At 42.0% G+C, this 12998-nt stretch carries 11 protein-coding genes and 1 riboswitch; of the genes, 4 read left to right on the forward strand and 7 right to left on the reverse strand.

All coding sequences use genetic code 11. The annotated features are described in order from the left end of the window. Positions 1-196: 196 nt before the first annotated feature. On the forward strand, positions 197-1747 hold the full coding sequence (locus IGI68_RS03805) for a CotH kinase family protein (protein ID WP_438730654.1): 1551 nt from the start codon (positions 197-199) through the stop codon (positions 1745-1747). A gap of 216 nt (positions 1748-1963) precedes the next feature. Here IGI68_RS03805 and IGI68_RS03810 read toward each other — a convergent pair whose 3' ends face one another. Then, complete coding sequence (locus IGI68_RS03810) at positions 1964-3484, reverse strand: zinc ABC transporter substrate-binding protein AdcA (RefSeq protein ID WP_438730657.1); 1521 nt, start codon at positions 3482-3484, stop codon at positions 1964-1966. Between the two features lie 273 nt (positions 3485-3757). Here IGI68_RS03810 and IGI68_RS03815 point away from each other — a divergent pair, with 273 nt between their 5' ends. Then, complete coding sequence (locus tag IGI68_RS03815) at positions 3758-5038, forward strand: L-lactate MFS transporter (protein ID WP_273229863.1); 1281 nt, start codon at positions 3758-3760, stop codon at positions 5036-5038. A 63-nt stretch (positions 5039-5101) separates the two neighbouring features. Here the strand turns inward: IGI68_RS03815 and yghU are convergent, their stop codons facing one another. The 5 genes from yghU to IGI68_RS03840 form a co-directional block, all read right to left on the reverse strand. Beyond that, a complete protein-coding gene (gene yghU / locus IGI68_RS03820) occupies positions 5102-5884 on the reverse strand; it encodes a glutathione-dependent disulfide-bond oxidoreductase (RefSeq protein WP_071874070.1) in 783 nt (260 codons plus the stop codon). Positions 5885-6090: 206 nt separating this feature from the next. Then, entirely contained in the window at positions 6091-6633 is a 543-nt protein-coding gene (locus IGI68_RS03825; RefSeq protein WP_438730662.1) for a TIGR01440 family protein, read from the reverse strand. Then, positions 6633-7136, reverse strand: coding sequence for an ECF transporter S component (locus IGI68_RS03830; RefSeq protein ID WP_273229857.1), 504 nt, complete (start codon positions 7134-7136; stop codon positions 6633-6635). The genes IGI68_RS03825 and IGI68_RS03830 overlap by 1 nt, the downstream gene beginning before the upstream one ends. After that, complete coding sequence (locus IGI68_RS03835; RefSeq protein ID WP_273229855.1) at positions 7137-7916, reverse strand: hydroxymethylpyrimidine/phosphomethylpyrimidine kinase; 780 nt, start codon at positions 7914-7916, stop codon at positions 7137-7139. A gap of 263 nt (positions 7917-8179) precedes the next feature. Next, positions 8180-9556: an NCS2 family permease gene (locus tag IGI68_RS03840; RefSeq protein WP_438730666.1), complete on the reverse strand. Its 1377-nt coding sequence runs from the start codon at positions 9554-9556 to the stop codon at positions 8180-8182. Between the two features lie 49 nt (positions 9557-9605). Further along, a riboswitch (purine riboswitch) is annotated at positions 9606-9707 on the reverse strand. A 285-nt stretch (positions 9708-9992) separates the two neighbouring features. Between IGI68_RS03840 and yaaA the strand changes: the two genes are divergently transcribed. Continuing rightward, entirely contained in the window at positions 9993-10751 is a 759-nt protein-coding gene (yaaA, locus tag IGI68_RS03845; protein ID WP_438730669.1) for a peroxide stress protein YaaA, read from the forward strand. Positions 10752-10863: 112 nt separating this feature from the next. Beyond that, positions 10864-11847, forward strand: coding sequence for a Gfo/Idh/MocA family protein (locus IGI68_RS03850; protein ID WP_438730672.1), 984 nt, complete (start codon positions 10864-10866; stop codon positions 11845-11847). Between the two features lie 164 nt (positions 11848-12011). Here the strand turns inward: IGI68_RS03850 and IGI68_RS03855 are convergent, their stop codons facing one another. Further along, the gene (locus IGI68_RS03855) at positions 12012-12953 is read right to left on the reverse strand and encodes a Gfo/Idh/MocA family protein (RefSeq protein WP_438730675.1); all 942 of its coding nucleotides are present in this window, start codon (positions 12951-12953) and stop codon (positions 12012-12014) included. Positions 12954-12998 lie beyond the last annotated feature (45 nt).

Genomic DNA, 12998 nt, shown 5'->3' on the forward strand with positions numbered 1-12998 from the left:
ACTTTTGCTAAAGAATCAAAAGTGGCAATTTTTATTTAATGGAAATTAGTGAAGTGTGAATAATCCTAATCCTATCAAAGACCATTTCCTCTTCAACCTCACTCCCCCACTTTAAGTTCTATTTAAGGTTAGCCTTGTATCTTTTCTTTATGAAGTGAGTATTTCATAGAAAGGGGCCAATTTACATATGAGGTCAATGATACTAAAAAGAAATCTGGTACCGATTTGTTTGTCTTTACTACTTGCGATGACTGCGACGGGTTGTCAAGTGTCCGCGCAACAAAGCGATGGAGGCAAGACGAGTACGGCAATGAGTACCAGTACGCTGACCGAAACGAATTCAGAAGAGACTTTTTTCACTACGGAACAAGTTCATACGATTGATTTAGAGGTGGATGAAACGGTGCTCGCTGAGATGATTGCGGCGTATCAAGAAGATGGTAGTAAAAACTGGATTGAAGCGACGGTTACAATTGATGGGGAAACATTTCAAAATGTGGGGTTAAAATTAAAAGGAAATTCCACGCTCAAAAGTGCGATCCAGCAATCAACGGATTCGATCAATGCGGAGGAGCTTCCTTGGGTGATTCGTTTAGATAAATATGTGGGCGATCAAGCTTATCTTGGGAGGACACGTTTTGTCATTCGTAAAAACAACACTGAATCGTCAATGAATGAGGCGCTTGCCTTAGCGATGTTGGAAGAGGCAGGTGTGGCGACCCAAGCGAGTGCGTTTACCCGCTTTACGGTCAATGGCTCCGCAGAAAAACTCACGCTAGTTGTCGATGTCCCGGATGATGATTTATGGACAGAGGAACAATTTGGCGCCAATGGCTTACTTTACAAAGCGGAAGCTGGAGGGGATTATTCTTATCGGGGAACAGAAGCCACCGATTACGCCGATGCTTTTGAACAAAAGTACGGGGATGATGATCTCACACCATTGATCACGTTTCTTGATTTTATTAATAACTCAACGGATGAAGAATTTGCTGAAAATCTCTCTAATTATTTAGATGTTGAGGCGTTTGCAACGTATTTAGTGATGCAAGATTTAGTGGGAAATGATGATGATATTGACGGTCCTGGTAATAATTCCTATCTTTATTATGATTTCGACACGCAGAAAATGACGGTGGTTGCTTGGGATCAAAACTTATCCTTTGGCGGTTTCGGTGGCCAAGGTGGTGCCATGAAGGGCAACCGGCCGTCTGGCGATGGAGAGGGAAATGAACGGCCAGAACTACCTGTTGGAGAAGATGGCGAGGTGGTCCTACCAGACGGGCAAACCATGGATGACTTCACGTTTCCTGAGGGACAAGAACCGGGTATGATGACGCCACCTGAGGGAGCCTTCGAAGACGGACAAGAAATGCCCACGATACCCGAAGGAGAGCTGCCTGATTTTGAAGCGAATGGTGGTTTCGGCGGCGGTATGATGGGCTTAAATAACAATATTTTAGTGACACGCTTTCTAGCAAACGAAACCTTTAGTCAATTAGTGGAAACGAAAAAAACCGAAGTGACGGCTACTGTGATTAAGAGTCAATTTGCGGCCACTACCTTAGCTCGTTTCCAAGATTTACTACGCAGTGAGGCTGCTGATTTGATCGATGAAGAAACGATCACAAGCGAGGGCGAAGCGATTACGCAATTTTTAACGGGCACCAATACGGTTAATCCGTCCGGTGACAAGCAAGAAGAGGCGAAAACGGGCGACACTACTGAATCGACAACCACACCTTAACAAAAAGAGACATCCCTGGAATTAGACGGGATGTCTCTTTTTGTTCGAAACCTTTGATTGATAGACGGGTGATAAAAGTTTGCTCTTTCAAAAAACGCGACTTTATTTTCTCAAAGCAAAATGACTGTTGTCGCACATTCTTTGTATAGGGAACGATTGATTCTTTGACGTTGGTCTATCTAATCGGATTACGTCGAATTGTAGATAACCGATCGATTAATGCGCCAACATTTCTTGGGCAATTTCTAAGCCTGTTAAATCCGCTTGATAATAAGTCGGCCAATGATCCATTTCGTCATACAATTGTTCTTGGCTTTCATTGCCAAAGTAAATATGATAATGCTCAACCGGTGTGTCTGTGATGGTATGGTCACTAAATTGGACGTAACGATACGCACCACTATTTGGATCGGTTGCTTCAAATGCGTAACGCACGCCACGGTTCCCCGCTTCATACGTTAAAATCTTATAACCGACATAGCGATAGTTGGAAGACACTCGATTACCAGAACGATCCGTGAATGTGATGCGATCATCCGTGATGGTAATCTGATCGACATCTGTTTGGTAACCTGTTTCATAATACGCTTTATATTCTGCTTTCGTTTTGTCTTTTGTTAATTTTTCTTTGTACTCAAACACTTGATCGAGTGTCCCATCTTCTAAGTACGGATAAACCGATTGCCATTCACCAGCCCAATTGGATAGTGGGCGATCTTCCACTTCAGCATCTTCAAAATATCCATTTTCAACGGTTTTTTCGACGGTTGTTTCTTGTCCTAGCGATGCTTGGTTTGATTCTGTAGTTTTTCTTAAAGCTTCTAGATTTTCTTGCATAACGGAAACATAATTTTCTCCTTCTTCTATTTCTTGCGCTGATAATCCTTCTAATGTATTCAATACGAGTAATTCAACATCCGCTTCTTTCGCCAATGTTTTGGCAATAGCATTTTTCGCATTTGATTCAAAGTAAATGTATTGAATGTCATTGGCTTTGACATACTCTTTTAGTTCTGCTAAACGCGCAGGCGATGGTTCTTCATCGGCTGAAAGGCCCGCAATTGGAACTTGTGTCAACCCATATTCGGTTGCTAAGTAGCCAAATGCAGCATGTTGCGTGACAAAACTAGTTTGTACCGCTTGATCAGTCAGGGTTTGATAAGACTCATCTAACGTTGCGAGTTCTTCTAAATAAGCTTCCGCATTAGCTGTCAACACATCCGCTTTATCCGGATACGCTTTTACTAATTGGTCGCGAATTTCTTCGACTTCTTTCATTGCTAAATTCGGCGCTAACCAAACATGAGGATCTAATGCATGGGAATGCCCATGTTCTTCTTCCTCTGAATGATCATGTTCGCCTTCATCGCCAGGTAAGAGAACCATATTTTCGGTAGCTTTTACCACCAATACGTCGCCTTGTTCAAAGACGTTTTCAATGGAAGGTACCCATGTTTCCATGTTTTCGTTATTGTAGACAAACACGTCTGCATCTTGAATTTTTCGTAAATCTTTCGCTGACGGTTCATAGTCATGGCTATCCGTTCCTGCTGAAATCAGTAATTCAACATCTCCTTCCTCACCGACAACATTTTTTGTAAATTCATACATCGGGTAAAAAGTGGTCATAATTTGGATTTTGTCTGAATCATTGGTTGCTTCTTGATTCGTAGTACAAGCACCTAAGACACCTCCCAGAATCAAAAGCGTCGCACCCCATAAAATTTTCTTATTCATCTCTTACCTCCTTGTTTCTAAATCGTAATCATTACGTTTTACAAATATGTATGTTATCAGACTACCTTTTTCTTGTCAATCGCTAAATCTTTTTTATTTTCGCTTAGATCGTTTAAGTAAATTCAACCGCATTTGCTCATCTATTAACTAAATCTCTCTGAAACATGTGAACAAATCAACAAAAAACGGCTTTTTTCACAAAATAAGGCGCTTTCTTTTGCTTTCTGTTGTATACTAAAGCAGTTAGAACATATTATAAAGGAGCGTATTTTCATGACACACACTTCAGTAAACAGTAAGAAACTAAAAAACAGATGGTTGATTGCTCTTGCTGGTATTTTTATCCATCTCTCAATTGGTTCCGCTTATGCGTGGAGTATTTTTTCCAATCCCATTCAGTCTGCAAGCACCTGGTCTGAGAGCCAAATTTCGTTTGCCTTTAGTCTGGCAATCTTTTGTTTAGGCTTTTCTGCCGCTTTTATGGGGCGGATTACGGATAAACATGGACCACGTTTAACAGGAACGATTTCGGCTATTTTCTTCGGAGCAGGAATTGCTTTGACGGGATGGGCGATTAGCGTGCAATCACTACCAATGCTTTACTTGAGTTATGGTTTAATTGGCGGTATCGGTTTAGGAACAGGTTATGTGACACCCGTCTCCACGATGATGGCGTGGTTTCCCGATCGTCCAGGTATCGCAACGGGAATGGCGATTATGGGATTCGGATTTGCTACGTTAATCACAACCCCTATCGCAGAAGCACTGATGGCAAGTGTCGGCGTTAGCAATACTTTTTATATTTTAGGAGTAAGTTATTTTGTCATTATTTTATTCAGCGCACAATATATGGAAAAACCGCCTGTTGGTTGGGTTCCCAAAGGTTTTGTCCCAAAAAACGAGCCAGAAGTCGCATCACTTCATGATGAAAAAATGTTTTCAGCGAGTGATGCACTAAGAACGAAGCGTTTTTGGATGTTGTGGACTATGTTGTTCATTAATATCACTTGTGGTATCGCCTTAATTTCCGTTGCCGCGCCTCTAGCAGAAAAAGCAACGGGGATGTCAGCCGTGTCAGCGGCTACGATGGTGGCAATCATGGGACTATTTAATGGTGGAGGCCGTTTTATTTGGGCGATGATTTCCGATTATATCGGTCGTCCAAACGTCTTTACAACCTTCTTTATCATTGATGTGACTGCTCTTGTTATTTTGTACTTCACGAAATCACCGGTCTTATTTTTTGTGATCATTTGTCTTTTAATGACTTGTTATGGCGGTGGGTTTTCTTCGGTTCCAATTTATATTCGTGACATGTTCGGTGATAAAGTCGTTGCTTCAATCCACGGCTATATTTTAACCGCTTGGGCGCTTGCTGGGATGGTCGGTCCACTGTTACTTTCTTGGGTTACAGATATGACGCATTCTTACTCAGCAGCGATGTTAGTTTTTGCAGGATTATCCTGTGTCGCTTTAGCGCTTTCGATTGCGATTCGCAGCGAAAATGCCAAATACGCTCCACAAGAATCGCCAACGATTTTGAATGTCAAATAACAGTTAAACCGCCTCACATCCATCGAATGAAGAATGGATGTGAGGCGGTTTTTTTTCGACTAATTAAATATCTTGATACGTCACTTCGATTCCGCGCTGAACAGCGGGTCTTTCACTAATCCGATCGGCCCAAGCGATGAGATGCGGATAGTCTTGTACTTGTAAAAATTCAGCTGCGTCGCCGTATAGGTGTCCTTGAACAAGACGACCATACCATGGCCAAAGTGCGATATCCGCAATCGAGTAGGTGTCACCTAAGATATAGGATTTGTCGGCTAAATGTCGGTTTAATAAGTCTAATTGTCTTTTTGTTTCCATGGTGTAACGATTAATGGGATATTCTTGTGCAAATGGCGCATAATGATAAAAATGGCCAAACCCTCCGCCAACAAAGGGCGCTGCACCCGTTTGCCAGAAGAGCCAGTTCATTAACTCGGTCTTTTCTTTGAGTGTTTTCGGAATCAATTGATCAAATTTTTCGGCTAAATAAAGTAAAATCGACACGGACTCGAAAACACGAATCGGCTCTTCTTCGGAATAATCCATTAATGCCGGAATTTTTGAATTCGGATTAATTGCCACAAAGTCGCTACCAAATTGATCGCCTTTTGAGATATCGATTTTGTATAAATCATACTCCGCTTCGGTTACTCCTTGTTCGCGTAATTCTTCCAGTAAAATAGTCACCTTCATTCCATTAGGTGTTCCTAGAGAATATACTTGTAACGGTTTTTGACCGACGGGTAAGGTTTGCTCGAAGCGACTACCTGCGATCGGTTGATTGCCTGTTTTACTTTGTTCGGTTGGTTCCCACTGCCATACGTTTGGTATCTGATAATCTGACATAAAAACGCCTCCTTCTTTATCTTCTAGTATAAAGATGACGGGGATGAAAAGGCAAGAAATTCAACTTCTATCCATGATTTGCTTCGTAAACGATTCGGATATACAGCGAGAAGTGTGATTGATGCGCTGTTAAATCCATGATCTAAGCAGCTAAGGAATAAAAAAAGCTAGAAAGAGTCCGGAATGCTCCTCTTTCTAGCGTCGTTTTAGTGATATTGCGCTCTTGGTCCACCAATGTATTTGGGTCTCGATTTTAGTGCCGTGACGTGTGCGCTGCCGAGTTCTTTTTTGGTCGGGCGAACGGGAACTTGTACATGCTTGACGTGCATCCCAATCGCCGTATCCCCGATATCAATGCCTGCTTGAGCAACGATGTGTTCGACTTCAACTGGATCATCGAAGTACTTGAAGGCTGCGACGGAACAAGCTCCTCCTGCAGTCAAGCTCGGTAAGACTTCGACGATTTCCCATTGCGCGTCTCGAGCAACAGCCCGTTCCACCACGAGGGCCCGATTAAGATGTTCACAACCTTGCACCGCAAGATGAATCCCTTCAGCATCTAGCAGATCTTTAATGGTACGAACGACCCACTCACCTATTTCCTGACTCGGATTTTTCCCAATATAGCCGCCAGCAATTTCACTGGTGCTACACCCAAGGACAAATGTATCGCCCGCATGAAGTTGGGCTTGGGTTAAAACTTCTTTGATCATTTGAGTTAAATCTGCTACGAGTTGTTCTCTATCCATTATCTTACGCCTTCTTTCATTAATGGGTGATTTATTTTACGAAGGGCACTCATCAAGAAGATGGTTAAGGTAACCCCAAATATATTTTGAATCGTATTTCCAAAGAGTGAAGCGACTCCGGCCGGCCACGTATACATCAGTCCAGTTGCTAGCGCGTAACCCAACACCATCCAGACACTGCCACTTAAAAATCCGAATGTGTCAAACCATCTATTATTCTTACGGAAAAAATATCCCGCAATCCCTCCTTGGATGCCATGAATTAAAATAGACGCGATCATCCACTGCGGATAGCCGGAAAAAAGATCAATCAGTCCGCCGCTTAACGCCCCTACCCAAAAACCACCTAAAGGACCGAGTAAAAAGGCAGCCGTATAAATCCCGACTTCGGCTAACGTGACAAAACCATTGGTGCCAGGGACAGGAAAAATAAATAATAATGAGACCGCGACGGTCAAAGCCGTCAGTAGCGCGATTTTAACTAATTGTTTTTGTAAGGTCATTTACACCGACTCCTTTTTTTGTGGGCGCCAAACATTGCCAGCTTCGCCAACAATGACGCCATTTTCAATTGATTGATAGACATGATTTTTACTTTTTTCAATACTTTCGATTAACGAAAATCCTTGTGCTAGATGGGCACAAATCGCGGAAGAAAAACAACAACCTGCGCCATGATTGGTTTTTTTAAGGGAAATCGGTCCGGTAAACGACTGAGTAAATGAGCCCTCGCGATACGTATCGATCCCACTTTCGCCACCGGTTACTAACACTTTGACGCCGGTTTTCTTCGCAATCTGCTCCGCCGCAAAGGATAATTCTTCGGCTGACGTTAGCGCCTCCATCCCTGATAAGAACTGGGCTTCCCGGCGATTAGGCGTAATTAAGTCAACATAAGGAAATAATTCTTTTATTTTTTCAATATAGTCTCTTTGAAGTGCGTCTTTTGTTTCTTTGAACGCCATGACAGGGTCTAAAATAATCGGAAACCGCCCTTGATTTCTTTGACAAAAATCTTGAACGAGTGACACGGTCTCTAAATCAGCCAACAACCCAATTTTAACACCCGCCAACTCGAAGTTTCGCTCAATCGTTTGTAATTGTTCCTCTACCAGCGCAACTGGCAATGGACGAATCACAAAATCATCGGCCGCTTCAACGGCCAAACACGTTAAGACACTTAATCCAAAGACGTCTAACTGTTCAAACGTTCGGAGATCCGTTTGAATCCCACCGCCACCCCATGTATCGGAACCACCGATTGTTAACGTTTTAAGTACCATCTTTTCACATCCTTTTTGAACATTATACTTGGAGATTCCCTAAAGCAAAACAGCCAATTGGCTAGTTTTAGACCCATCCACTTTTTTAGTTGGCACTTTAAACGATTCATACTACAAATCAATCATTCATTTTGTGTAATCAAAAGGAGCTGCGACAATCGTCACAACTCCTCTTTTGTTATATGAGAACCTGATTCATCAACGGATGATCCTCGTCTACTCTTTTGGAAATCTCACTCACTTCGAGCGAACAGACTGTTGGGTTATATCGTAAATAAGTATGCTACTGAAATCAGTGCGATGAAGTGCATAACGGTCGGGATTTCTTTCGTCCGTTTTGCAAAAATCATACAAATTTCATAAGATAAGAAACCTAAAACAAGTCCTAACGCAATGGATCCCGTTAACGGCATCATCACGATTGTTAAGAAGGCTGGGATAATCGCTTCGTAGCCGCCATCCCAATCGATTTTTGTAATGTTTTGCATCATGAAAATTCCGATTACGACCATCGCAGGTGTCGTTACCGCAGACGTTACAAGTGATAACATTGGGTAAAAGAAAGCCGATAATAAGAACAACACTGCGACGATAACACTCATTAAACCAGTTCTAGCACCGGCAATAATTCCTGAAACTGATTCAATATAAGTTGATAAGCTAGAAGTTCCAAAAAGTGATCCGAAGAATGTTCCAAGCGCATCCGCACTATAAATCCGTGTGTTATCTTCGAAACTTTCACTCTTCATTTCAGAAACTTGAGTCGCTGCAGCTGCTAGTGTTGTTGCTGTTCCAAAGAAATCTAAAAATAAAAACGTTAAAATAATGACTACTGAATCAAATGACAACATTTTCGGTAAGTTTGTCAAAGCAACTAAGAACGTATTGTCTAACATGGATTGCATTGGTTCAATGGGTAGTACGATTGGCGATCCTTTTGGTAACTGAGGCAACGTTGCTACAACGCTTTCGCTTAATGTAAACCAGTTCAACGAAACACCGAAACGAATAAACAAGCCACACAATGCCGCACCAATCATTCCTAGGAAAACTGCGTACTGATTTTTACGAACTAAGAAGAACGCTGCGGTTAGTAAGCCGAAGAAGGCGATGATGACATTCGGATTGTTAAACCCACCAAAAGCAATAAATAAACCGTCATCTGGAACGATAATTCCTGAATTTTTAAAACTCACAAAGGCAATAAAAATACCGAGACCTACTGTCCCAGCTTGTTTGACTGTCATCGGAATCGCTTGAATAATTTTTGAGCGAGCACCAGAAAAAGCTAGAATTAAAAATAATACCGAAGCGACTAATACCGCTGCCAATGCTTCTTGCCATGTTTTTCCCATTTGGAGAACAACTGAATACGCAAAGAAGGCATTCATGGACATACATGGTGCTAACCCTAATGGAAATCTTGCCCATAACCCCATAATCAACATCGCAATGGCTGAAGATAAAATCGTTGCCATAAAGACGGCATCTTGTGGCATCCCAGCCTGCCCTAAAATAATCGGGTTGACGAAAATAACGTAAGACATCGCAAGGTAAGCCGTCACGCCACCGGTGAATTCGCGTTTATACGTAGAACCAGATTTTGTAATTCCAAAATAATGATCAATTTTTTCTTTCATCTTTGTTTTTCCTCCTTTTGTGAAAAAAATCCACTCAAATGACAAGAAGGACACAAAGGACTCTTGCCATAGTAAGTTACTTATTGGGTAACTTGTAGAAACTTCTGGACCGTATTACCAGAATTATATGGTTTTTCTTCCTTGGATATCATAACAGGATTTCTGAAAAGAATCAATATAAAACACGAACGAAAATAATGATAATATGATTAAAAGTTCTTGATTGGCTTTATAAAATAGGAATTCCCGAAGATTATCCTTCGTTTTAGCTTTTAAAAATAGTAAAAAGGCGATTTTTATGCCTAAATTATTTTTTCGTTCTGATTTTCATAAAAGTTTCATGATTTTAATCTCACAACAATCACCCTCTCTCCTTTGAAGGCTTCTTTTTTTCATGGTAAACTAATAAGAAGTTTATTTACGAAAGGATTCACTTATGCAAATCATTATTTCACCGACCAAAACGATGACCACGACTCGTGATCACGACTTCCAGGAAAGTCAGCCTGTATTTTTGGCAGAAACAGCTCGTCTTCTTGAAGAATTAAAAAAGCTTTCGCTAGAGGAAGCGACCGCGCTTTGGAAATGTAGCGAAGCACTCGGACAAAAAAATTATGAACGTCTCCTACAAATGGATTTGACCAAGCAAACGACACCCGCGATTCTTAGTTATCAAGGCTTGCAGTATCAATACATGGCGCCACATTTATTCACGGCACCGGCATTTGACTATATTCAAGAACATTTACGGATTCTTTCTGGTTTTTATGGGCTCTTACGTCCTTTTGATGGTATTGTGCCTTATCGTTTAGAAATGCAAGCCCCTCTTCGCATTGGAGCGGCCCAAAACCTTTATACTTTTTGGGGAAGTCGTCTTTATGAAGCACTCGATTTTGCAAATGGTCCCATCATTAATCTCGCCTCAAACGAATATACCAAAGTCCTCACGCCTTACTTACAAAAAGACGATCGATTGTTAGATATTTCCTTTGTAAGTCTCGTCAACGGCAAACCCAAAGTCAAAGCAACCTTAGCCAAAATGGCTCGGGGAGAGATGATTCGTTTTATGGCTGAACATCAAGTCGTTTCAATTGAAGAAATTCAAGCCTTTGATCATCCCGATTATCGTTTTTCAGAATCATTTTCGACGGACCAAAAGCTTGTATTTGTTTATCAGGAAACAAAGAACGAATAACACGCCATTTGGAGGAACACACTTGTGACGATTTTTTTCGCAATGGTGTTTTTCTTTAGGAAATCGTATACTGTAAGTGGTTTCAATTCCCCAAAAAGAAAGGTTGTTATGAATGAAATATGCCTTATTAACGGACTGGCACGTCCACACAGAAGGATTCTTAAGTAAAATTCCAAATGATGATTGTCTGTATGTTTGGGATTTCAACAAAACGCGCGGACAACAAGCCGCCAAGAAATACAACGCACGTTATGAAGAGAATCTCGAAAAAGTGTTAGCCGATCCAGCTGTCGAAGCCGTTGTCATCGAAGCACCGACAACGATGCATACAGAGCTAATCTTAGCAGCAATTGCGCACGGCAAACATCTCTTTGTCGACAAACCGCTCGCACCAACGATGACGGAAGCCTTAGAAATAAAAGCAGCCTTAGAGGCGAGTTCATGCCGCTTTGTCCTCTCTTTAGAGTCGTTCATTTCAGGGAGTTATCGTTTCGTCAAAGACCAAATCGTAGCGGGAACAATTGGCGATGTTGTTTCGGTTTACTTTCGTCGTGCGCACGGCGGTGTTTTACATGATTGGCTGCCAGCTGATTGGTACGATGAAACACAAATGGGCGGCGGCGTTACGCTCGATCTGGGTTGCCATGGACTCGCGATGTTACCCTACTTGTGTGGCAAACCAACCAAGGTGAACGCGGTCATGACTCAGTTTGGCGAAAAAGGAATGGAAAATAATTCAACAACGGTCGTAGCATTCGAAAATAACGCCATCGGAACAGCCTATACTTCGTTTATGACGACTGTTGGAGAGAATTTTTTGGAAGTCATTGGCCAACATGGTTCGATACAGGTCTTTGGGAATCCTGATTCTCCAAATGGCGAAAGCATTTGGATTCAGTCTGATCTCGTGGAGGCTTATCACGAAAAAACGGTGATCGACGGTAAAACGCTCGCACAACAACCTTACCCAATTGAAGTATTTTCGGCATTAGTCGATGATCCAACACTCCCATCAGTCAAAGAATATGATATCGATGCCGCAGTCGAATTAACTTGGTTGATTGAACAAGCCTATCGTAGTGCCAATGAAGCTTAAATGAATAAAGCGTGATAACAAATATTTTGCTTTGCGAAATTGGTAATACATTTGAATCATGGACTCGTTCCATTACTCGCATATCGTAAGGTTCCCCCAGTTCGTAATCAAATATCCATATAAATAAAAGAGCGATGACTGCAGTCACCGCTCTTTCTTGGTTCTTATCCTATTCGAATGGCTTCCATCACGGCAATCATCTGCTTTGTATCTGTCAGATTATGAACCGGACATTGCGTTTGATGGGCTTGGACCAAATCAATAAACTGTTGGATTTCAAGCGTCATATCATCGCCCACCAGGGGATATTCATATTGTTGCGCTTCTTTTCCATTCAAATGAACCGTATATTTTTCTAAGCGATAGAAGAAAGGAATCGTGATTTCGCCGTGTTCACCAATAATACGGGCGACGCGGTCTTTCTCACGGTCAATGCCTCCTTCAACAAACGCTTCGATGCCATTATCAAACGTAAGCGTCGCCGAAAAATACGTATCGATGTCGTCTACGAGCGTGCGCTGACTATCAAGCTTGACAAGTGGAGCATCAATAAGCGCCAAGACAAAACCGATAGGGTAAGAGCCGACGTCATTGAGCGCTCCGCCTTGTCCTTTTTGGAATAAGTAGGAATGATCGTTACGTGCCGGCATCACGTCTGAACAAAAGCTTGCTTCGATACGGTTAATTTGACCTAGTGCATTCATTGCTTGTTTTAACTGTTGAAAGCCAGTATTGTATTTTGTTTTAAAGGCTTCTACAAATAGCGTTTCATGTGCGGTTGCAGCGTCGATGATTTCTTCCATATCAGCGACCGTTAATACCGCGGGCTTCTCACAAAGCACGGGGATATTTAGAGCGAGTGCCTTGAGTGCCCATTCTTTATGAAAGGCATGCGGTAGCGCAATATAAATGCCTTCAATCGTTGGATCGGCAAGTAAGGCGTCATATGTTTCATAAACCTGAATCTCCGGATGACGCGCTTGAAAAGCAGCATCTTGCGCGAGCGATTTTGATCCAATGGCACTCACTTTCCCGTTCTTCGTATGCTTGATGCTTTGAGCAAATCGTTTGGCAATATTGCCGTATCCAATGACACCGATATTCATTTCTCTTTCCTCCCTATACAGCTTCGTTTTCCAATGTGATCCATC

The sequence above is a fragment of the Enterococcus sp. DIV1314a genome, from assembly GCF_051713805.1.
GTDB lineage: Bacteria > Bacillota > Bacilli > Lactobacillales > Enterococcaceae > Enterococcus_I > Enterococcus_I aquimarinus.